Genomic DNA, 22493 nt, shown 5'->3' with positions numbered 1-22493 from the left:
AAAACCAAGAACCAAAAAAGGCGCTGCGATTAGCGCCTTTTTAACGTATTACGTGCTATGTACTTTATGCTATTAGTACTAATCGTCGTCTTGCTCATCAGACAGCACAGCCCAAACGTCGTGTTCGTTAGCGTGGATTACTTCAGCCCAAACACGCTCACCAGGTTTCACATCATAAACGCCGTTTAGATGAACAAGGCCGTCAACTTCTGGCGCATCAGCGTACGTTCTACCTACTGCACCTTCACTGTCTACGTAATCAATAACCACTTGGTATTCGTTGCCAATTCGTGCTTGAAGGCGAGCAGCGCTTATTTCTCCCTGCACCTCCATAAAGCGAGTTAGACGCTGCTGCTTAACGTCTTCTGGAACAGGATCAGGCAAATCGTTAGCCCTTGCACCTTCAACGGGTGAGTAAGCAAACGCGCCAACACGGTCAAGCTGCGCTTCTCGCAGGAATTCAAGAAGCTCTTCAAACTCTTCTTCAGTCTCACCAGGAAAGCCAACAATAAATGTAGAACGAATAACAAGTGACGGACAGGCTTCACGCCATTTCTTCACTCGTTCCAGTACTCGCTCTGAGCTGCCTGGGCGTTTCATTAGACGCAGAATACGTTTACTCGCGTGCTGAAACGGAATATCGAGGTAAGGCAAAATCTTACCTTCGTTCATCAAAGGAATAAGGTCGTCAACATGCGGGTAGGGGTACACGTAATGTAAACGTACCCAAATTCCAATTTCACCTAGCTTTTCACACAGCTGCTGCATATGGGTTTTAACAGGCATGCCGTTCCAAAAGCCTGTTCTGTGTTTTACATCAACACCATAGGCACTAGTATCTTGTGAGATGACAAGAAGCTCTTTCACTCCAGCATCTTTTAGGCGCTTAGCTTCATCAAGCACGTTGCCCACTGGTCGACTCACTAGGTCGCCACGCATAGAAGGGATAATGCAGAATGTGCATCTGTGATTACAGCCTTCCGATATCTTTAAATAAGCATAGTGTCTTGGTGTAAGCTTTACACCGTGGTCTGGAACAAGGTCGGCAAACGGGTTGTGAGACGGTTTTGGCAAATGCTCATGCACTTGCTCTACCACGGTTTCATACGCATGAGGACCTGTAATAGCGAGAACGTTAGGGTGCACCTCGCGAATTTCGTCTTCTTTAATGCCAAGACAACCGGTGACAATAACTTTACCGTTTTCTTTAAGTGCTTCGCCAATGGTATCTAGTGACTCCTCAACAGCGGCATCAATGAACCCACAGGTGTTAACAATGACTAGATCGGCATCGTTATAGGTCGGTACGACATCGTAGCCTTCGGTGCGAAGTTGAGTAAGAATACGCTCAGAATCCACTAAGTTTTTGGGGCAGCCTAACGAAACAAAGCCGATACGACTGCCGTTGCTGGCGTTGTTCGATTTAGTCTCATTCAACACTTTTACCGGCGTTTCTAACGTGGTTGTGTTGTTGGTTACTTTGTTAGGATTAAACGTTTCTACTGTCATCTAAAATATCACCTAGCCAATGACGATGTCCCAATGACTCAACGGACATTGGGCGCGACTTAAAAAGGGCGCAAAGTATACAGTAAGTGGCACAATAACACAGTACATAGCTGCTCATTTTTCATTAAATCAGGCGTTTTAAATCAGGAGTTTCAAATTGGACGTTTTAAATCACGAGTAAAAAAGGCGTGCTGTTCGTTGCTATACGTTTTTGCAGAGGCTTTGACTAAAGTAGGGCGTGTTGATGTTACAAAGAGGCAGCTTTTAATTAACGGTATTTTTAGCTGGTGCGCTTTAATTTTATATTCACAGCCCCATTAATCAGACTAGCACTAAAACAAAAACTAAAATGAAATCGACTATGACAAAGCTGACCCAATGCTAAAACTACCCTTAAAGTACTATGATGAATCTGGACGAATACTGCCGCCTGTCTGGTTGTATTCGCTATTGCTACTGCTTTGTATAGATTGGCTTGTGTTTATTTTTTCCGTTGCATCTCGTACACAAACAACTGATCTGCTTGCCTTTTTCTATCCTCAAAAGGAAGCCTTAGGCCTTAATTTAGTAGCGAGCTTGCCAGTATTGCTCACTCTTGTATTGATCAGTCAAAGAGAGCGCTTATGGAAGCACGACCTTGTAAGTTGGCGTCATTGTATTTTGCCATTCATACAAATAGGGGTGCTTATTCTACTCACGTCTCAAATCTATTATCTCATGCATCATCAATGGGGTTTTGAGGTGGTTACGGCAGTAAAGATTTTACTCTATTCAGTGACACTCTATGTAGTAACCCGTAGTCGCCACTTAAAGTGGATGATTTACGATTGGGCAACACCCTTCGTAGAGACCGAGAAGACGCCTGACGAGCAAAACAAAGAGCAATGCAAAAATCAAAACGCCTCAAAATACGATACTGAAGATAAAGATGAACAGCCGGATGAAGGAATTAACAAAAGCTAAGGGAGCTAACCCTTATTCTTGTTAGTCATAGCAGCATTAGTGCTTATGGTTGAGCAAGGCTTGTTCATAGTAGGCATAAACACTCACTTGACTGTCGTTGACCAATCGCTCGTAGCAAATGCCAGCTAATGCATACGTATTGCCGCCAACACCTAAAAAGACAGTTGGGGCTTTCGGGTTTGATTGATCGTAAATCCACTCGCCGCCAATTTGATTTTTTAATATTTCACCCACGTAGGCGCCAAAAATATTACAAATAGTAAAAACCGCCTCATCTTCTAGAGCTTGGTCGTGAAACTTATCGATAAAGCTAAGTAAAACGTCATCTACCGTTGCAATGCTTTGCGGTGAATCATCAAGAGTGATGTCGAACTCTTTAGATGCGACAACCTTTGCGTCGGATGCACAATCGGCCATTAATTTATTGAGCTCTTCTGGTGACACAGTCTTCTCCTTTGTTAGGCGATACAGCGGTAAATTAAGATTTACACGTGCTATTCAGTACATACAGCGGGCATGACAACACAATAGACATTGAAATATAACAGGTTGTTTGCCCTAAGGTAATATGAAAGCGCGTTTAAATTACTTGTTACCCGTTAATCGGTTTATAACACTTGCTGCTGCGAACATGCCAAATGTAGCCGTTACTGTGACAACGGCACCAAAGCCTCCAGCGCAATCTAGTCGGGTTCCACCTTCCATTGCTGATTTGCTAAAACACACAGAGCCATCTGGCTGAGGGTAGCGAAGCTGTTCAGTGGAGTAGATACACTCAACGCCAAAACGGCGTTTAGGGTTTTTACTGAAATTGTAAAAACGTCGTAATTCACTTCGAAGCTTTGCTGCAAGAGGGTCTTGGGTTGTCTTTGACAAGTCGCCCCGAGTCACCTGGGTAGGGTCTATCTGACCGCCTGCGCCGCCAACAGTAACAATAGGAATTTTATTGCGTTTACAGTGGGCAATCATGGCTGCTTTAGCGCGAATACTGTCAGTAGCATCCACAACCATGTCCATCTCAGTTGTTAGCAAGTTTTTTGTATTTTCAGGAGTAATGAAATCTTCAATCATCGCAACGTCACACGCAGGATTGATTTGCGCTATACGGGATGCCATTACCTCGACCTTCGGCTCGCCTATTGTGTTATTGAGTGCGTGGATTTGGCGATTCGTGTTAGTGACACACACATCATCTAAGTCTACTAGGGTGATTTTGCCTACACCCGAGCGCGCAAGAGCCTCTGCGGTCCAACTGCCCACGCCACCTATGCCAATAACGGCAACATGGCTATTTGCTAGTGCATGGGTTTGTTCTGCGCCGTACAGGCGCACTATGCCACCTAACCGTGGGTCTTCAGACATGGTAATTCTACTCAGTTCGTTATGACTCGCTCAATGAAATAAGCTTGTTCAAATAGTGTTGTTTATCTCTGCGAATGGCTTGTTGCGCGCTAAACATCTTTATTGCACTTTCTTTCGTAATTTAATTCGCATTTTATTTGGCGTTTAGTATTTCGCACAGCACGGTAAATAATAGGCAAAAGCTTTGCGGCCAATTCAGTGGCTAGCTTCGTAAATAGCTCAATGACAAAATCAGTGTATAGCTCAATGAATCCTTCGGCGCTTTGTTCTGCATTTTATCAGCACTTTATCAGCACTCTATTAGCGCCCTAGCTACACTTTTTACCAACCTTCGCTGTACCTAAATTGGAACGGGGAGTATTTTCTCAGAAATCACCGCAAAAATCATTGCCAGAATCATCAGTGGACTCAACATGTAACATCGACGATACGTTTTTTGTACTCATAACCGGTCACTAATTATTTGGGCCCTTTGACTTAGCCCACTAGGCCTACAGGACTGTTTCGTGATTAAAATGCTTCCATTTAGCCCAAAACTCGTACAACAAAGATAAACACGCCCTAGTTTCTTTAGCTTTTTTAGAATGATAAATCCGTATTAAGTCAACATACGTTCTATAAATTACATGTTTTAATTAATCTATCGAAATTACGACGTTTAACACTTAGGCGCGTAAACAATTTTAAAATCGTTGGTTCGAATGTACGGCAACGGTCAGCGCGTCCTTATCAAAGAGGTATGGTTATGGGTTTATTAGTTGATGGAAAGTGGCAAGATAAATGGTACGACACTGATAAAAGTGGCGGCAAATTTGAACGGCAGGCAAGTAAGTTCCGTCATCGAATAGAGGACAGTGACGGTAAGTTTGCCCCTGAAAGCGGGCGCTATCACCTGTATGTATCTTTAGCGTGCCCATGGGCCCATAGAACACTGATTTTTCGCAAGCTTAAGAAGCTAGAATCCCACATCGACGTATCTGTCGTGCATCCAGAAATGCTAGATAACGGCTGGGAATTTGGAGATTATCCTGGTGCAACTGGCGATACACTTTTTAACTTTGAGTTTGCTCACCAGCTATACACCAAGGTCGACTCTGATATTACGACAAGAGTTACTGTGCCAATTTTGTGGGATAAAAAACTCAACACCATTGTTAACAACGAGTCAGCAGACATCATTCGAATTCTCAATAGCGACTTTAATGCGCTAACAGGAAACGAGGATGATTATTACCCTGAATTATTGCGCTCTGACATCGACGAAATTAACGAATTGGTTTATCACAGTATTAATAATGGGGTGTACAAGTCTGGTTTCGCCACTACACAAGAGGCGTATGAAGAAGCCGTCAATGCGTTGTTCGATGCCCTTGAAGAGGTTGAAACTCGTCTTTCCTCATCGCGTTATTTAGTGGGAGACACGCTAACCGAGGCAGACTGGCGTCTATTTACCACCTTAGTACGCTTCGACCCCGTGTATCACGGACACTTTAAATGTAATAAAAAGCAAATAGCCGATTACCCCAATACATTCGGGTATATGAAAGAGCTTTACCAAGTACCTGGCGTGGCAGAAACCGTTAATTTTGACCATATAAAGCGTCACTATTATTTTAGTCATACCATGATTAACCCAACCCAGGTTATCCCAGTGGGACCATCTCAAGATTTGATGTCTGCCCATGGCAGAGAACACATCGGTAAATGAGCGAGAGCACCTGTTATGAATTCAAACACTAATGATCAAAAACATGCTGTCACTCAACGCTCGGTCACAAAACGGGTCAAAGGAGTAGCCACGAGTGACGGGGCCGGTGTCTCTTTAACGCGTATTATTGGTCAGCCAATGCTCCCTAGGCTTGACCCATTCTTGATGCTCGATTTTTTTGGTTCCGATAAACCGGATGAATACTTATCTGGCTTTCCTGCTCACCCCCATAGGGGGTTTCAAACGGTAACTTACATGTTGGCAGGGAAGATGCGCCATAAAGATTCCGTAGGGAACGAGGGGGTTATAGAGGCAGGCGGGATCCAGTGGATGAATGCAGGTAAAGGTATTATCCATGAAGAAATGCCAGAGCAAGAAGAGGGCCTGCTTCAAGGCTTTCAATTATGGGTGAATCTTCCGTCTCATGAAAAAATGTCATCGCCAAACTACCAAGACATTCAACCGTCAGACGTACCGGTTGTAAATAGTCACGGAGCCACAGTGAAGGTGCTTGCTGGTGAATTTGACGGTGTTACTGGACCTGTAAAAACCACCGCTGTTGCACCGTCGTTTTTTGATATTCATCTTACACCCACCGAGGATAAACCCTCTCTTCTTTCTATTAATATTAAGGGAATGCAAGAGGGGTTTATTTATGTTTATGAGGGGGCGTTGACGGTAAACCCAGAATCAGCAGCATTGGAAAATACGCTCAGCGCAACAGAACTCGGGGTACTGTCGTCCACAAGTACTGAGAACTCACAACTAACGCTTCTTACCAAGGGTGAATGCAAGTGTATTGTGGTATTTGGTGAGCCGATTAATGAGCCCATTGTTCAATACGGACCCTTCGTTATGAATACGCAGCAAGAAATAATGGAGGCGTTTGAGGCGTATAAAAATGGGACACTTGCAACATAAGAGACTCGCCAAAAAACACTGTGGCAATGTAAGAGAGACGCTAATTATGCGACTCGCTAATTATGAGAGCCACTAAGTAAGAGCGACGAGACCGCCACGGCTCAAACGAGCTGTGGCAGTCTGTTTTTTTATATCGTTATATTTATGATAATAGAAATATCATCCAGGCATGACTGACTACCGCAACGGTGGTTAATCCCATGCGTAATCCGATGTAACTCACAATTTGGTCTTTTGGTAGGCTGAGAGTGAATTTATCGTAAAGCATAACGGCAACGTAGCTTAACGACAGCACACCGAGAACCTTTACATCACTGGCGAAGACAAGACACAGCCATCCCACAATAGTAGGCAACATGGCCAAATACATTTGCTTGTCGTAGCGCTGATTGCTAATTGCATCCCACCAGTGAACGCCACCAAAGAAAGAGAGTAACACTGCGGAATACTGTACGAAGTACGTTGCGCTTTGCGTAATGGATAAAATATTAAATACGTAGGCCAGCGGCATAGCAATAAACGGTATTAAACCTGCTAAACCAAGACCAAGTGCAGAATAGGGCATTTGTACTCCTTTAAAAAATACGCCATAAACAAAAATAGCGCCAATCGTGGCGCTATTTTTACAACCTAAAAAGGCAGTTAGTTCATAACTACTTTATAGGGGTATATTTTCTTTGGCTGTGACCGGTGTATAGCTGACGAGGACGACCAATTTTTTGTTTTGGATCGCTCATCATCTCATGCCAGTGTGAAATCCAACCCACTGTGCGCGATAACGCAAAGATACATGTAAACATGTTAGTTGGAATACCAATCGCTTTAAGTACGATACCAGAATAGAAATCCACGTTAGGGAATAACTTCTTCTCTGCAAAGTACGGGTCGCTCAACGCAATCTTTTCAAGTTCCATTGCTACTTCAAGCAGTGGATCTTTTACGTTAAGTTCACTGAGTACTTCATGACAGCTTTCACGCATAACGGTGGCACGGGGATCGTGGTTTTTATAAACACGGTGACCGAAGCCCATTAGGCGGAATGGGTCAGACTTGTCTTTCGCTCTGGCGATAAACTCTGGAATGCGGTCAACAGTACCGATTTCTTCTAGCATGTTAAGGCATGCTTCGTTTGCACCACCGTGAGCAGGACCCCACAAAGACGCAACACCTGCAGCGATACACGCATAAGGGTTAGCACCAGATGAACCAGCTAGACGAACGGTAGAGGTAGATGCATTTTGCTCGTGGTCAGCATGAAGCGTAAAGATACGGTCCATTGCACGCTCAACTGCAGGGCTAATCTTATGTTCTTCAGCAGGTACAGAAAACATCATGTTTAAGAAGTTAGCTGCATAGCTCAAGTCGTTACGAGGATATACGAACGGTTGACCTACATTGTACTTGTAACACATAGCAACAAGTGTAGGCATTTTCGCGATTAAACGGTGTGCACTGCGTACACGCTGTTCTTCGTTAGAAACGTCAAGGTCGCTGTGATAGAACGATGACATTGCACCAACAGTACCGCACAACATCGCCATAGGGTGGGCGTCGTTGCGGAAACCATGGAAGAACATGTTAATTTGCTCGTGAACCATTGTATGACGAGTAATTGTTTCTTTAAATTCCTCGTATTGCTCTGTAGACGGTGCGTCACCGTGTAACAGCATGTAGCATACTTCTAGGTAGTCAGCGTCGCGCGCTAGTTCTTCGATGGGGAAGCCACGGTGAAGAAGTACGCCGGCAGCGCCGTCAATGTAAGTGATGCTAGACTCGCAAGATCCTGTAGCCATAAAACCAGGGTCGTAAGTAAAATAACCGTGTTGTCCAACTGAACGGACGTCGATTACATCTTGTCCTTCTGTGCCAGACAAAATAGGAAGCTCGATTTCCTTGTCGCCGGCTTTAAGAATGGCTTTTTGATCTGCCATATATTGCTCTCCTCAGAATGGTTCTGTTTGCAGCAAAACGGACGAAAATGTCCGCTTAATTGGGAAAAGTGGGCGTATTTGTACTTTATTATGCACCAATAAGTCAATTTTATTGCATATATGTATAATAAATATTCTCTATCACTGAGATTTGTATTAGCAACTTTGTTACTCACTATTTACTAAATAAAAACACCACTTTCCTTAATACCCCAATATTTTTAATTACTTTTGGGAAAAGGTAAATCATTAATCGATGTTTTTGTGATGCGTTGCGTTACAAGCTTATATACTTCATGCAGAATAATTAACCAGTTACATTAAAAGACATTAACTTGCTCGATATAATATGGTCACACAAACCCAGCACTGATAACCTAAATCACGCGTTTGTACGTTAGAAGCGGCGGGTTTGGAGCAATTGTGATCTCTTTTTATTTAAAATAGTTACCAATAAAGTGTTAATACAGACTAAAGTCTTACTACGACACAAAAAATTGTAATTATATACTACGCTGGATATACTCGGCGGTGCTTGAATACTAGAATAATTATTCTGTTAAAAGCATTAAAGATAAGTTCACAAATTGTTAACAACTCAATGGATGAGGCAATTAACAGGTTAAAAGCGAATTCACTTGTTCAGGACATAATAAATACAAGTAATTCTTATCCCTACGGATTAAACAGGCATACATTGTGAAAAAGCAAAGACCAGTAAATTTAGAACTCAATACTATTAAATTTCCGCCCTCTGCTATTTCGTCAATTCTCCACCGCGTAACCGGTGTTGCAATGTTCTTCGCGTTACTTTTCGTTATTTGGGCATGGGCAGTATCTGTTCAGTCGCCTGAAGGCTTCGCGAATGTTCAAGCAATAATGGACGGTTTCTTTGGAAAATTTGTCGCAATAGGCACAGCTTCAGCGCTGACGTATCACATTCTAGGCGGCCTAAGACATGTTGTTATGGATTTAGGTCACTGGGAAGAATTAGAGTCAGGCAACAATAGTGCAAAAGCAACAATCGCACTATGGATTGTACTGACCGTAGTATTGGGAGTTGCATTATGGTAACCAACCAAGCAAGTATGAAGCGCGATGGTGTACAAGATTACGTATCACTTCGTGCGACAGCAGCAATTATTTTCGCGTACTCGATTTTCATGGCGTGGTACTTTATAACCAGCGGTAGCTTAAGTTACGTCGAATGGCGTGGGTTATTCTCTGGTTTAGCTATGAAAGTTTTCACATTGGCAGCACTAATCGCAGTGATGATCCACGTACGTATCGGCCTTTGGCAGGTACTATCAGACTATGTTAAGTCAACAAGTCTGCGCGCGGGATTACAATATATACTAAATATCATCGCTTTTGGCTACGTAGCTGTCGGCCTATTTGTATTGTGGGGAGTGTAAGATGAGTTTACCCGTACACGAGTTTGATGCAGTAGTAATTGGGGCTGGTGGCGCAGGTATGCGTGCCGCGCTACAGATTTCACAGTCTGGTAAGTCATGTGCACTGTTATCAAAAGTTTTCCCAACCCGTTCTCATACTGTGTCTGCACAGGGTGGTATTACTGTTGCGCTAGGTAATTCACATGAAGACAACTGGGAATGGCACATGTATGACACTGTAAAAGGGTCAGATTACATCGGCGACCAAGATGCAATCGAATACATGTGTAAAGAAGGTCCTGAAGCCATTATAGAAATGGAAAATATGGGTCTACCGTTCTCTCGTTTTGAAAACGGAAAAGTATATCAACGTCCTTTTGGTGGACAATCAAGAAACTTTGGTGGCGAGCAAGCGGCACGTACAGCAGCTGCTGCTGACCGTACAGGTCATGCGCTTCTTCACCTTCTTTACCAACAGAACGTAAAAAATAAAACAAAAGTATTTTCTGAATGGTATGCCCTTGATTTAGTGAAAAACCAAGACGGTGACGTTGTTGGTTGTACAGCAATCGACATCGAGTCTGGCGAAGTCGTTTACTTTAAGTCTCGCGCAGTCGTACTAGCAACAGGTGGCGCAGGTCGTATTTACGCATCTACCACTAATGCCCACATCAATACTGGTGACGGTGTTGGTATGGCACTACGTGCTGGTGTTGCGGTTCAAGATATGGAAATGTGGCAGTTCCACCCAACGGGTATCGCTGGTGCAGGAACATTAGTTACTGAAGGTTGTCGTGGTGAAGGTGGTTATCTACTCAACAAAGACGGCGAGCGTTTCATGGAACGTTATGCACCTAATGCGAAAGACTTAGCAGGCCGTGACGTTGTTGCTCGTTCAATGATGACTGAGATTAGAGAAGGTCGTGGTTGTGAGGGTCCTTGGGGCACACACATCAAACTTAAGCTTGACCACCTTGGTAAAGACGTACTTGAATCACGTCTGCCTGGTATTCTTGAGTTGTCTCGTACCTTTGCTCACGTTGACCCTGTTAAAGAGCCAATTCCAGTAATACCAACGTGTCACTACATGATGGGCGGTATTCCTACTAACGTAGACGGTCAGTGCTTAGCAGTGGACGAAAACGGCAACGATAAAGTTGTGAATGGTTTATTTGCTTGTGGTGAGATTGCTTGTGTATCAGTACACGGTGCAAACCGCCTAGGTGGTAACTCACTACTTGATTTGGTTGTATTTGGTCGCGCAACGGGTATGCACCTTGGCAAGACACTATCTGATATGGCACCAAGTCGCGACGCATCAGAGTCTGACCTAGATGCAGCAATGGCTAGATTTAACCGCTGGGAAAGTTCAGAGACTGGCAAGGGCGAAGACCCAGTTCAGATCAAGAAAGACATGCAAAAATGCATGCAGCTTAACTTCTCAGTATTCCGTGAAGGTGATGCAATGGCTGACGGCCTGAAAGAGCTTGGCGAAATTCGCGAGCGCTTGCAGAATGCCCGCCTTGACGATAAGAGCTCAGACTTTAATACACAGCGTATTGAATGCCTAGAACTTGATAACCTGATGGAAACCGCGTATAGCACAGCAGTAGCAGCGAATTTCAGAACGGAAAGCCGTGGCGCGCACAGCCGCTTCGATTTCCCAGATCGTGATGATGACAACTGGCTATGCCACAGCATTTACGATCCGAACACTGAAAAAATGCTCAAACGTGATGTCAATATGGCGCCGAAACTTAGAGAGGCATTCCCTCCTAAAGCGCGTTCGTATTAAGAGAGGTAACGATAATGAAATTAGAATTTTCGATATACCGTTATAACCCAGATGTTGACGCTAAACCACGCATGCAAGACTACACTCTAGAAGTAGAGGAAGGTCAAGACATGATGGTACTAGACGCACTGATTGCATTGAAAGAAGAAGATGCCTCGTTGTCCTTCCGTCGTTCATGCCGTGAAGGTGTATGTGGTTCAGATGGTGTGAATATGAACGGCAAGAACGGTCTTGCTTGTATTACTCCACTGTCAGCGTTAGGAAAGGGCAAAATTGTTGTACGTCCACTTCCAGGTCTACCCGTAGTGCGTGACCTAGTTGTTGATATGACGCAATTTTACACTCAGTACGAGAAGATTAAGCCTTTCTTGATCAACGATGGAAAACAGCCACCTGCTCGAGAGCACTTGCAGTCTCCTGAAGAGCGTGCGAAGTTAGATGGTCTGTATGAGTGTATTTTATGTGCTTGTTGTTCAACATCTTGTCCGTCATTTTGGTGGAATCCAGATAAGTTCATCGGCCCAGCAGGGTTGTTACATGCTTATCGCTTCCTAATCGATAGCCGTGATACGGCGACAGACGAGCGTTTGAACGAGCTGGACGACGCCTTTAGCGTATTCCGCTGTCATGGTATTATGAACTGTGTAAGCGTATGCCCGAAAGGATTAAACCCAACAAAAGCAATTGGACAAATAAAGTCTATGCTTCTGTCTCGGGCTGTTTAGTTCGAATCTTTACTAACTAAGTTAGTCACAGATTTTTGATGCTCTAAATAGCCATCCAGTTAGGATGGCTATTTTTTTATGTATTCATAGTGATAACACTTGGTTCTGTTGAGAATAGCCTTATAATAGTACTTGATTGTTAACTAGATTTTATAAAACGTAGCAAGGCAAATTAAATGCAAGAAAGCGTGATGAAAGCGTGGTGGGATTCCTCGCACATGGCAGGTGCCAACGCTGCCTATGTTGAAGAGTTGTATGAAGCCTATTTGGAAGACCCTCAAAGCGTCTCCGAAACATGGCGCCAAATCTTCGATAACCTCCCCAATCTTGATGGCGTAGCATTAGAAACTAATCATACAGCAATTAAAAATCAATTTAGGCAACTTGCTGCGTTAGGTCCAACTGCACGAATGTCTAGCTCCACGGCACCCTCTGCAAGTGGTTCAGACGGCAAGCAAGTTAAAGTTCTCCAGCTTATTAATGCATTCCGTTTTCGCGGACATCAGCACGCTAACCTTGACCCGCTAGGGCTTTGGAAACAAGCTAGAGTGCGCGACCTAGAACTTTCTCACCATAACCTCTCTGAAGAAGATTTCGATTCTGTTTACAACGTAGGCTCATATGCCATTGGTAAAGAGTCGCTTCCGTTAGGTGAATTAGTCAAATCGCTAAACAGAACGTATTGTGGTTCTATCGGTGCTGAGTATATGCACATTACCGATACCGACCAAAAACGTTGGTTACAGCAAAAGTTTGAATCGGTGCAGGCTAAGCCAGAAATTTCTCGTGACGAGAAATTAAGCATTCTTAAAGGGCTTACTGCTGCTGACGGCATGGAAAAGTACCTTGGTGCGAAATTCCCTGGCGCAAAACGCTTCTCTCTTGAAGGTGGCGACGCGTTAGTACCCATGCTAAAAGGGCTAATAACCAAAGCCGGCGCGGCTGGCACTAAAGAAGTGGTTATTGGTATGGCCCACCGCGGCCGATTAAATGTGTTGGTTAACGTGCTAGGTAAGAACCCGTCAGTATTGTTTGACGAGTTCTCAGGAAAGCACGACGATTCACTTGGTGCAGGTGACGTTAAATACCACGCTGGTTTCTCTTCTGACTTTGCCACCCCAGGCGGCAACGTTCATTTAGCGTTAGCATTTAACCCATCTCACTTGGAAATTGTTAACCCTGTGGTTATCGGTTCTGTGCGAGCACGTCTTGTTCGCCGCGAAAACGATACCAATACGGTATTGCCTATCACCATTCACGGTGATTCGGCTGTAGCAGGTCAGGGCGTTGTACAAGAAACTTTCAATATGTCACAAACCCGAGGCTTTGCTGTCGGCGGGACTGTGCGTATCGTAGTCAATAACCAAGTTGGTTTCACTACGTCAAAAACGGAAGATACCCGCTCTACGCAATACTGTACTGATATTGCGAAAATGGTTCAGGCTCCTATCTTCCATGTAAATTCTGACGACCCTGAAGCCGTTGCGTTTGTAACCCAACTAGCGCTTGAATATCGTCAGAAGTTTAAGCGAGATGTGGTTATCGATTTGGTTTGTTATCGCCGTCACGGTCATAACGAAGCTGATGAGCCTAACGCAACACAGCCGTTAATGTATCAAAAAATCAAGAAGCATCCTGTTCCACGTGCTATATATGCCGATCAGCTCATTGCTGAAGGCGTTATTGAGCAGCGTGATGCGGACCGCTATCTACAAGAGTATCGCGAAGCGCTTGATCACGGAGCTTGTGTTGTAGAAGAGTGGCGCCCGATGACAGAGCACAGCGTTGACTGGTCTCCGTATCTAGGTCACGACTGGGATACGCCGTACGACGGCAGCGTAAGTGTAGAAAAACTTAAAGAATTGGGTGAGTCTATTACGACTTTCCCTGAAGACCACAAGCTTCAGTCTCGTGTAAACAAGTTATATCAAGACAGAAAAGCTATGGTCGCTGGCGAAAAGCTTCTCGACTGGGGTATGGCAGAAAATTTAGCTTACGCTACCCTTGTTGATGCGGGCGAAGATATTCGTATTACAGGCCAAGACAGTGGTCGCGGTACGTTCTTCCACCGCCACGCGGTACTTCACAATCAGACAGACGGTTCGACTTACCTTCCTCTGCAACATATAAGAGAAGGCCAAGGCGAAATAGAAATTTACGATTCCGTGTTGTCTGAAGAAGCGGTAATGGCGTTCGAATATGGTTACGCGACTGCCGAACCGACTTGTTTAACCATTTGGGAAGCCCAGTTTGGTGACTTCGCCAACGGTGCACAGGTTGTGTTTGACCAATTCCTAAGTTCAGGTGAAGCAAAATGGGGCCGCTTGTGTGGTTTAACTGTTTTGTTACCACATGGCTACGAAGGTCAGGGTCCAGAGCATAGTTCAGCGCGACTAGAGCGTTTCTTACAAATGTGCGCCGATCACAACTGGCAAGTGTGTGTTCCGTCAACGCCAGCGCAGGTATATAACATGCTGCGTCGTCAGGTGGTTCGCCCTATGCGTAAGCCACTTATTGTTATGTCGCCTAAGTCACTATTACGTCACCCGCTGGCTGTATCTTCTCTTGAAGAACTCAGTGAAGGTAAGTTCCACAACGTTATCGGTGAAATTGACGACATAGATCCGAAAGACGTCAAGCGCGTGGTAATGTGTTCGGGCAAAGTGTATTACGATTTGCTGGACCAACGCCGTAAGAACGAACAAAGCGATGTTGCTATTGTTCGTTTAGAGCAGCTTTATCCTTTCCCGCAAGAAGAATGCGCAAAAATTGTGGCACAGTACAGTCACGTAAAAGATTGGGTTTGGTGCCAAGAAGAGCCTCAAAATCAGGGCGCTTGGTACTGTAGCCAACACCATTTCTGGCAAGCAATTCCAGAAGGTGCAAAGTTAACATATGCGGGTCGTGAAGCATCCTCGTCGCCTGCAGTAGGTTATGTATCCGTTCACAATCAGCAGCAAAAAGCACTGATTGAAGACGCTCTCACTATTAAATAAGGAACAGAAATGACAATTGAGATAAAAGTTCCGGTTCTACCTGAGTCAGTTGCCGATGCCTCCATTGCAACCTGGCACGTTAAAGCCGGTGATGCAGTTAAACGAGACCAGAATCTGGTTGATATTGAAACTGATAAAGTAGTTCTAGAAGTTGTAGCGCCAGCGGACGGTACAATCGGTGAGATCTTGAACGAAGAGGGTGCAACGGTTTTAGGTGAGCAGGTTATCGCGAAACTTGAAGAGGGCGGCGCTGCTGCTCCGGCTAAATCAGACTCGTCTGACTCTGAAAAAGAGTCTAGACCAGCAAAAGCTGATAAGTCTGAAAGCGCACCTGCTGGTAAAGCTTCTGACGTAAAAGTGCCAGTATTACCAGAGTCTGTTGCTGACGCTACTATCGCTACTTGGCACGTAGGTGTTGGCGAAGCGGTATCGCGCGATCAAAATCTAGTAGATATTGAGACGGATAAAGTGGTACTTGAAGTGGTAGCTCCTGCTGATGGTTCACTGTCAGAAATTGTTGCCGAAGAGGGTGCAACGGTAACCGCTGAAGAAGTGATTGCTAAGTTTGTAGAAGGCGCTTCTGGCGGCGCTGCTGCGTCTGCTCCTGCAGATGATAGTGACGAGAGCGATGATAGCAGCGATGCATTAAGCCCATCAGTTCGTCGTTTACTTGCAGAGAAAGGTGTCGATGCATCTAGTGTTAAAGGCACAGGTAAAAATGGTCGCATCACTAAAGAAGATGTTGAAAAGCACCTGAAAGGTGGCAATAAGGCACCTGCGGCAGCTTCTTCATCAAGCGAAGCAACACCAGACTTACCGGTTGGAAATCGCACTGAAAAACGCGTTCCAATGACACGTCTTCGCAAGACAATCGCGAACCGTTTGTTAGAAGCGAAAAATTCTACGGCCATGCTTACTACGTTTAACGAAGTAAATATGAAGCCTATTATGGAATTGCGTAAGCAGTACCAAGAGAGTTTCGAAAAACGTCACGGTATTCGCCTTGGCTTCATGTCTTTCTATGTGAAAGCAGTGACTGAAGCCCTTAAGCGCTTCCCTGAAGTGAATGCGTCTATTGACGGTGATGATATTGTTTATCACAACTACTTCGATATCTCTATTGCAGTATCAACGCCACGTGGATTGGTAACACCAATTCTTAAAGATACCGATACGTTAGGTATGGCCGGTGTTGAGAAGGGTATTAAAGAATTAGCATTGAAAGGTCGTGACGGTAAGCTAGCAATGGCTGATCTACAAGGTGGTAACTTCACCATCACGAACGGCGGTGTTTTTGGTTCACTAATGTCTACACCAATCATTAATCCTCCTCAAAGCGCTATCTTGGGTATGCATAAAATCCAAGATCGTCCAATGGCGGTTAATGGGAAAGTAGAAATTTTGCCAATGATGTATCTTGCACTCTCTTACGATCACAGAATTGTTGATGGTAAAGAGTCAGTAGGCTTCTTGGTAACCGTAAAAGAGATGCTTGAAGATCCGACACGTCTATTACTAGACGTATAAGACTTCCGTCTCACGCAATTGTGGTTAGTGGCAAATATGGTCTATGCTGTGTTTGCTTCTAACGCAACGCTGATATTTGATGTGATAATATCAGCCAAACTAATCAAGTCGCATTTGCGACTTTTGTCTTACTAAAAATCGGATAGAAACACCATGAATTTGCATGAATACCAAGGTAAGCAGCTATTCAAAGAATACGGTCTACCTGTTTCTGAAGGATACGCAGCAGACACTCCTGAAAGTGCTGTAGAGGCCGCTAACCGCATTGGCGGTAGTGAGTGGGTAGTAAAATGTCAGGTCCACGCAGGTGGACGCGGTAAAGCAGGCGGCGTTAAGTTAGTAAAAGATACTGACGCAATTAAAGCTTTCGCAGAAAACTGGCTTGGCAAAAATTTGGTGACTTTCCAGACTGACGAAAATGGTCAGCCTGTGAGCAAAATCCTTGTTGAAACTTGCACAGATATCGCTAACGAATTGTACCTTGGTGCAGTAGTTGACCGCACAACCCGTCGTGTTGTGTTTATGGCTTCTACTGAAGGTGGCGTTGAGATTGAAACTGTTGCTGAAGAAACACCAGAGAAAATTCTTAAAGCTGAAATCGACCCAATTGTTGGTGCTCAGCCTTACCAAGCACGCGAAATGGCGTTTAAACTTGGCCTTTCTGGCGTTCAAATCAAACAATTTACTAAGATTTTCCTTGGCCTAGCTAAGATGTTTGAAGATCTTGATGTTGCATTGATTGAAATTAACCCGCTTGTAATCAAAGAAGATGGTGACCTTCACTGTCTTGACGCTAAGCTAGCTATCGATGGCAACGCGTTATATCGCCAGCCTAAAGTTAAAGCTATGCAAGATCCTACTCAAGAAGATGCACGTGAAGCGCATGCTGCTGAGTTCGAACTTAACTATGTTGCTCTAGACGGTAACGTAGGTTGTATGGTTAACGGTGCCGGCCTAGCAATGGGTACAATGGACATCGTAAACCTACACGGTGGCAAGCCAGCTAACTTCCTAGACGTTGGTGGCGGCGCGACTAAAGAGCGTGTTGCAGAAGCATTCAAAATCATCTTATCTGACGATAACGTTAAAGCGGTTTTAGTTAACATCTTTGGTGGTATCGTTCGTTGTGACATGATTGCCGAAGGTATCATTGGTGCAGTTAAAGAAGTGGGTGTTAATGTTCCTGTTGTTGTACGTCTTGAAGGTACAAACGCAGAGCTTGGCCGTGAGGTTCTAGCGAACTCTGGTTTAGATATCATTGCTGCTGAGTCGCTAACTGATGCAGCACAGAAAGTTGTAGCTGCAGCGGAGGGCAAATAATGTCTGTATTAATTAACAAAGATACCAAAGTAATCTGTCAGGGTTTCACTGGTGGTCAAGGTACTTTCCACTCTGAGCAAGCGATTGCTTACGGTACGCAAATGGTTGGTGGTGTTACACCAGGCAAAGGCGGCACTGAGCACCTAGGTCTTCCAGTATTCAATACAGTACGTGAAGCGGTAGAAGCAACAGGCGCAACGGCAACTGTTATCTATGTACCAGCTGCATTCTGTAAAGATTCAATCGTTGAAGCTGCTGATGCTGGCATCGAGCTTATCGTTTGTATTACTGAAGGTATTCCTACGCTAGATATGCTTTACGTTAAAGAATACGTAAATGCTAAAGGCGTTCGCATGATTGGTCCAAACTGCCCAGGCGTGATTACTCCTGGAGAGTGTAAGATTGGTATCATGCCTGGTCACATTCACAAGCCTGGTAAAGTAGGTATTGTTTCTCGCTCTGGTACACTTACGTACGAAGCGGTTAAGCAAACTACTGACGAAGGTTTCGGTCAGTCTAGCTGTGTTGGTATTGGTGGTGACCCTATTCCGGGTTCTAACTTCATCGACATCCTTCAGTTGTTCCAAGACGATCCTCAAACAGAAGCTATCGTTATGATTGGTGAGATTGGTGGTACAGCAGAAGAAGAAGCTGCTGAATTCATCAAAGCTAACGTAACTAAGCCTGTTGTTTCTTACATTGCGGGTGTAACTGCACCTGAAGGTAAGCGTATGGGTCACGCAGGTGCAATCATTGCCGGCGGTAAAGGTACAGCTGACGAGAAATTTAAAGCACTAGAAGATGCGGGCGTTAAAACCGTGCGCTCTCTAGCTGAAATTGGTAAAGCACTACGCGAAACCACTGGTTGGTAAGCGATAGACATGCCAAGTAGCTATCTTAAATAGCTACTTTAAATAGTTATAAAAAACCCGCTTTCAGCGGGTTTTTTTATGGATGAGCATTTTCCTATAGACATATTCCACGATTTTCTATTTACATTTTATTTTGCCTTGATGAAACAAAAGAACAACAAAACACCCTGAAAGCCCCGTTTTTATGCCTTTTGCGTAATTAACTTACAAAATTACATTTGCTGCTAATGTTAACGTATTGTTGAAAAAGTGGATTGAATACGTATGCAAGCAATTGTGCAATAACTCACACCTCTATAGCATTACGCCATGTAATCTATTGTCATTTCTTTGTCACAATAACAATTAAATAGGCAAAAATTGAAACCTTACGGGACACCTGTTTTATGAAACACTTTAAACCAAACCTAATTAAGACAGCGCTTATCGCTGGCGGCGTTGCTTTTGGTAGTGCTCCTGCACTAGCTCAGCAGTCAGATACAGACGCAGTTGATGAAACGGCAGTGGAAGTCATTGAAGTTAGTGGCATCCGCGGAAGTTTACAACGCGCGCAAGCGATAAAAATGGACAACACCTCAATTGTAGAGGCACTTTCTGCAGAAGATATTGGTAAATTACCAGATACCTCTATTGCTGAATCACTAGCCCGCCTTCCAGGTCTAGCCGGTGAGCGTAGAAACGGCAGAACAAGTGGTCTCTCAGTGCGTGGTTTTAATGAAAACTACGTGGGTACAACGCTTAATGGACGCGAACTATTAGGTATGGGTGATAACCGTGGGGTTGAGTTCGATTTGTATCCTACTGAAATCGTTTCTAACATACTTGTTTATAAAACACCTGAAGCCGGTCTTATGACTCAGGGCATCGGTGGTACCATCGACATTCAAACAGTAAGCCCGTTAACAGCAAAAGAAACGTTTGCAATAAACGGCAGCTTTGAGATGAACGGTGAAGATTCTGGTAACCCAGATTTTGACAACAAGGGTCACAGAATATCGTTTAACTACGTTGATCAGTTTGCAAACGACACATTAGGTGTTGCGCTTGTTGTTGCTGATATGGAATCGCCACGACAAGAAAAGTATTTCCGTGGTTGGGGATATGCCAATGTCAATACAACGCCAGAGGGTACATTTGATGACAATGGCAATCCTTTATGGAATCCAAGACGATTTGATGGCCAGGATACAGTCGAGGTTCCGGATGGTACCGTGATTTTAGGCGGTAACGACTCATTTACTCGTTCTGCCATGCTAGAGCGTACGTCAATTGCCGGTGTCATAGAATACGCGCCAACCGACGATTTAACTATTCAATTTGACGCGCTATACATCGATTTTGAAGAAAACGATGTTCGAAGAGGGGTCGAAGAAGGTGGTGCTGAGTGGGGTACAAGCGAGTACACAATCACAGGTATTGAAGATGGTCTTGTAACATCAGGATACTACGATGGTTTCCACTCTGTAATCCGTAACGATTCGCGTCAGCAACAGGCGGAGCTAACTACTTTTGGTCTTAATGTTGAATACAACATTAACGACAACTGGACGGCAACTTTAGACGTTTCAATGGGTGAAGTTGATAAGACTATCACTGATATCGAAAGTTATTCAGGTGTAGGACGTGCCGGTGTTGACGGTCGCCCACTTACTCCGCGTTCGTGGACAATGACATCTACAGGTGCGGTTTACAGCGATCACCCAACTCTTGACGGTGTTGATTTAACCGACCCATCTTTAATTCAACTCGCTGGACCTCAAGCATGGGGCGGTTCATTAGCACCTGTTGAGCAATTCCAAGGCGTTGAAGGCTTTGGTCCAGATACTGCGCAAGATGGTTTTGTGAATGAGCCAATTTTTGATGAAACTCTAGATGCAGTAAGACTTGATATTGAAGGTTTTGTTGATTGGGGCATGTTCTCTAAATTTACCGCTGGTGTAAATTATCAAGAGCGTGAAAAAGCAAAAGACAACAATGGTGCTTTCTTAACCTCTCCACTATGGCCAAGTTCAGAATCTATTCCAAACCCTATTGGCGTAGCTGACTTAAGCCACATTGGTGTGGAAGGTGTTGTAGCCTACGACAGTCTAGCTCTTTACCGAAGTGGCTACTACATTGAAACTGAAGCTGAACTGTTTGAAAACGGTCGTATCGGTGACACTTATACCATTACCGAAGATTTGTTGACTGCATACGCCAAGTTAAGCATTGATACTGAGTTACGTGGTATTTTCATCACAGGTAACTTAGGGCTTCAAATCATCGATGTAGACCAAACGGGGACTGGATTTAATACAACAACCGGTCCAACAGGCTTCACAGCTGTAACGCCAGTCTCTGATGGTTCGTCGTACCACGATATTCTACCGACGCTTAACTTAAGCTTTGAGGTTGCTGAGAACCAGTTTATCCGTACCGCGATGGGTAAAGTGTTGAGCCGTCCACGTATGGATGACATGAGACCTAACAACACGGTTAGCTTCACGTTTAACGACCAGCAAATTATTTCTCAAAACGTGGCTAACGGGCCTTGGTCTGCAAGCTCGGGTAATGCACAACTTAGACCGCTTCAAGCAAACCAATTTGACATTGCTTATGAGAATTACTTTGCAGATTCTGGTTACGTCGCTGTTAGCTTCTTCTATAAAGACCTAACTAACTGGCACGTTAGCGGCCAAACAATTGGTGATTTTTCTGAGTCATTCATTGAAGGCTTCCATCAGACTTCAGGTCAAACCGATATCAACGGCGATGACGTGTTAGACGAGAACGATATTGTTCCACCAGCTACATTTAACGGTGTTGTGAGTTTCCGTGAAGACGGCCTTGAAGGTTTCGTTAGAGGCTGGGAAGTACAAGGTAGTATTCCGTTTGACTTGTTCCACGAATCTCTTGAAGGTTTCGGTATGTTCGCAAGTGCAACTTTCCTAGACGGTGAGTTAGACAACGGCGATGCAGTACCAGGACTATCAGATGAAACTTACTCACTTACCGCGTTTTATGAAAGCAATGGATTTGAAGTACGTGTTTCTGGCACCAAGCGTGATGCCTTTAGCACAGAAACAAGAGCGGTAAGTCTTTCACTAGCGCAAATACAGGATGCTGGTGTTGAACAGTGGGATGCGCAAATCGGTTATGACTTTAGCGAGTCTGGCATTGAGGCACTTTACGGCTTACGCGTTACTCTGCAAGGTCAAAACCTAACCGATGAGCCAACTATCCGTACTAACCCAGGCGACGCGCGTCAAATTACTGAATTCCAACAGTATGGACGCAACTTCCTACTTGGTGTTAACTATACGTTCTAATGTTTGATAACGCTTAACTTGTGCCGCTCTCATTGGGAGTGGTATAAACAGAGTTAGAAAGATAAAAATGAAGGCCCCAAATAGTCATGCTGATTGGGGCCTTTTATCGTAAACCCCTTCTTTTTATTATCGTTAAAGCAGAAGCAAAAGCAAAAAGCAGTA

Annotated in this window: 17 protein-coding genes; 12 read left to right on the top strand and 5 right to left on the bottom strand. The window is 44.3% G+C overall.

The window, feature by feature from the left end:
• Nucleotides 1-78: 78 nt before the first annotated feature.
• Complete coding sequence (rimO, locus tag AC27HD_RS02800) at nt 79-1509, bottom strand: 30S ribosomal protein S12 methylthiotransferase RimO (RefSeq protein ID WP_487103610.1); 1431 nt, start codon at nt 1507-1509, stop codon at nt 79-81.
• 378 nt (nt 1510-1887) lie between these two features.
• Here rimO and AC27HD_RS02795 point away from each other — a divergent pair, with 378 nt between their 5' ends.
• Complete coding sequence (locus AC27HD_RS02795) at nt 1888-2472, top strand: DUF2919 family protein (RefSeq protein WP_487103608.1); 585 nt, start codon at nt 1888-1890, stop codon at nt 2470-2472.
• A 36-nt stretch (nt 2473-2508) separates the two neighbouring features.
• On the opposite strand, the gene AC27HD_RS02790 is transcribed toward AC27HD_RS02795, so the two are convergent.
• Together AC27HD_RS02790 and tcdA are read right to left on the bottom strand one after the other, a co-directional pair.
• On the bottom strand, nt 2509-2916 hold the full coding sequence (locus AC27HD_RS02790) for a hypothetical protein (RefSeq protein WP_081926505.1): 408 nt from the start codon (nt 2914-2916) through the stop codon (nt 2509-2511).
• Between the two features lie 141 nt (nt 2917-3057).
• Nucleotides 3058-3834, bottom strand: coding sequence for a tRNA cyclic N6-threonylcarbamoyladenosine(37) synthase TcdA (gene tcdA, locus AC27HD_RS02785; RefSeq protein ID WP_487103606.1), 777 nt, complete (start codon nt 3832-3834; stop codon nt 3058-3060).
• Between the two features lie 745 nt (nt 3835-4579).
• Between tcdA and AC27HD_RS02780 the strand changes: the two genes are divergently transcribed.
• The gene (locus AC27HD_RS02780) at nt 4580-5542 is read left to right on the top strand and encodes a glutathione S-transferase family protein (protein WP_487103604.1); all 963 of its coding nucleotides are present in this window, start codon (nt 4580-4582) and stop codon (nt 5540-5542) included.
• 15 nt (nt 5543-5557) lie between these two features.
• The gene (locus AC27HD_RS02775) at nt 5558-6463 is read left to right on the top strand and encodes a pirin family protein (protein ID WP_487103602.1); all 906 of its coding nucleotides are present in this window, start codon (nt 5558-5560) and stop codon (nt 6461-6463) included.
• Nucleotides 6464-6605: 142 nt separating this feature from the next.
• Here AC27HD_RS02775 and AC27HD_RS02770 read toward each other — a convergent pair whose 3' ends face one another.
• Entirely contained in the window at nt 6606-7028 is a 423-nt protein-coding gene (locus tag AC27HD_RS02770) for a DUF3429 domain-containing protein (RefSeq protein WP_032094190.1), read from the bottom strand.
• Nucleotides 7029-7116: 88 nt separating this feature from the next.
• Nucleotides 7117-8394 (bottom strand): citrate synthase, encoded by a 1278-nt coding sequence (locus tag AC27HD_RS02765; RefSeq protein ID WP_032094189.1) that lies wholly within the window; start codon nt 8392-8394, stop codon nt 7117-7119.
• A 699-nt stretch (nt 8395-9093) separates the two neighbouring features.
• Here AC27HD_RS02765 and sdhC point away from each other — a divergent pair.
• From sdhC to AC27HD_RS02720, 9 genes are all read left to right on the top strand, one after another.
• Nucleotides 9094-9468 (top strand): succinate dehydrogenase, cytochrome b556 subunit, encoded by a 375-nt coding sequence (gene sdhC / locus AC27HD_RS02760; protein ID WP_032094188.1) that lies wholly within the window; start codon nt 9094-9096, stop codon nt 9466-9468.
• Nucleotides 9462-9809: a succinate dehydrogenase, hydrophobic membrane anchor protein gene (gene sdhD, locus AC27HD_RS02755; protein ID WP_032094187.1), complete on the top strand. Its 348-nt coding sequence runs from the start codon at nt 9462-9464 to the stop codon at nt 9807-9809. The genes sdhC and sdhD overlap by 7 nt, the downstream gene beginning before the upstream one ends.
• A gap of 1 nt (nt 9810) precedes the next feature.
• The gene (sdhA, locus tag AC27HD_RS02750; RefSeq protein ID WP_032094186.1) at nt 9811-11583 is read left to right on the top strand and encodes a succinate dehydrogenase flavoprotein subunit; all 1773 of its coding nucleotides are present in this window, start codon (nt 9811-9813) and stop codon (nt 11581-11583) included.
• A 14-nt stretch (nt 11584-11597) separates the two neighbouring features.
• A complete protein-coding gene (locus tag AC27HD_RS02745; RefSeq protein ID WP_032094185.1) occupies nt 11598-12308 on the top strand; it encodes a succinate dehydrogenase iron-sulfur subunit in 711 nt (236 codons plus the stop codon).
• A 176-nt stretch (nt 12309-12484) separates the two neighbouring features.
• Entirely contained in the window at nt 12485-15304 is a 2820-nt protein-coding gene (sucA, locus tag AC27HD_RS02740; RefSeq protein WP_487103598.1) for a 2-oxoglutarate dehydrogenase E1 component, read from the top strand.
• A 9-nt stretch (nt 15305-15313) separates the two neighbouring features.
• Nucleotides 15314-16831, top strand: coding sequence for a 2-oxoglutarate dehydrogenase complex dihydrolipoyllysine-residue succinyltransferase (gene odhB, locus AC27HD_RS02735; RefSeq protein WP_032094183.1), 1518 nt, complete (start codon nt 15314-15316; stop codon nt 16829-16831).
• 153 nt (nt 16832-16984) lie between these two features.
• Entirely contained in the window at nt 16985-18151 is a 1167-nt protein-coding gene (gene sucC / locus AC27HD_RS02730) for an ADP-forming succinate--CoA ligase subunit beta (RefSeq protein ID WP_032094182.1), read from the top strand.
• A complete protein-coding gene (gene sucD / locus AC27HD_RS02725; RefSeq protein ID WP_013783986.1) occupies nt 18151-19023 on the top strand; it encodes a succinate--CoA ligase subunit alpha in 873 nt (290 codons plus the stop codon). Before sucC ends, sucD begins: the two co-directional genes overlap by 1 nt.
• Before the next feature lie 386 nt (nt 19024-19409).
• A complete protein-coding gene (locus tag AC27HD_RS02720) occupies nt 19410-22331 on the top strand; it encodes a TonB-dependent receptor (RefSeq protein ID WP_032094180.1) in 2922 nt (973 codons plus the stop codon).
• The last annotated feature ends 162 nt before the right edge of the window (nt 22332-22493 follow it).

This window comes from Alteromonas sp. 4NS20-0143 (assembly GCF_057542855.1).
This window is presented reverse-complemented; position numbering and strand designations above follow the sequence as displayed.

What these genes read in the sequence shown, in the direction of transcription:
- rimO (WP_487103610.1), bottom strand. Translation starts at nt 1,509, where the DNA reads ATGACAGTAGAAACGTTTAATCCTAACAAAGTAACCAACAACACAACC.
- AC27HD_RS02795 (WP_487103608.1), top strand. Translation starts at nt 1,888, where the DNA reads ATGCTAAAACTACCCTTAAAGTACTATGATGAATCTGGACGAATACTG.
- tcdA (WP_487103606.1), bottom strand. Translation starts at nt 3,834, where the DNA reads ATGTCTGAAGACCCACGGTTAGGTGGCATAGTGCGCCTGTACGGCGCA.
- AC27HD_RS02780 (WP_487103604.1), top strand. Translation starts at nt 4,580, where the DNA reads ATGGGTTTATTAGTTGATGGAAAGTGGCAAGATAAATGGTACGACACT.
- AC27HD_RS02775 (WP_487103602.1), top strand. Translation starts at nt 5,558, where the DNA reads ATGAATTCAAACACTAATGATCAAAAACATGCTGTCACTCAACGCTCG.
- AC27HD_RS02770 (WP_032094190.1), bottom strand. Translation starts at nt 7,028, where the DNA reads ATGCCCTATTCTGCACTTGGTCTTGGTTTAGCAGGTTTAATACCGTTT.
- AC27HD_RS02765 (WP_032094189.1), bottom strand. Translation starts at nt 8,394, where the DNA reads ATGGCAGATCAAAAAGCCATTCTTAAAGCCGGCGACAAGGAAATCGAG.
- sdhD (WP_032094187.1), top strand. Translation starts at nt 9,462, where the DNA reads ATGGTAACCAACCAAGCAAGTATGAAGCGCGATGGTGTACAAGATTAC.
- sdhA (WP_032094186.1), top strand. Translation starts at nt 9,811, where the DNA reads ATGAGTTTACCCGTACACGAGTTTGATGCAGTAGTAATTGGGGCTGGT.
- AC27HD_RS02745 (WP_032094185.1), top strand. Translation starts at nt 11,598, where the DNA reads ATGAAATTAGAATTTTCGATATACCGTTATAACCCAGATGTTGACGCT.
- sucA (WP_487103598.1), top strand. Translation starts at nt 12,485, where the DNA reads ATGCAAGAAAGCGTGATGAAAGCGTGGTGGGATTCCTCGCACATGGCA.
- odhB (WP_032094183.1), top strand. Translation starts at nt 15,314, where the DNA reads ATGACAATTGAGATAAAAGTTCCGGTTCTACCTGAGTCAGTTGCCGAT.
- sucC (WP_032094182.1), top strand. Translation starts at nt 16,985, where the DNA reads ATGAATTTGCATGAATACCAAGGTAAGCAGCTATTCAAAGAATACGGT.
- sucD (WP_013783986.1), top strand. Translation starts at nt 18,151, where the DNA reads ATGTCTGTATTAATTAACAAAGATACCAAAGTAATCTGTCAGGGTTTC.
- AC27HD_RS02720 (WP_032094180.1), top strand. Translation starts at nt 19,410, where the DNA reads ATGAAACACTTTAAACCAAACCTAATTAAGACAGCGCTTATCGCTGGC.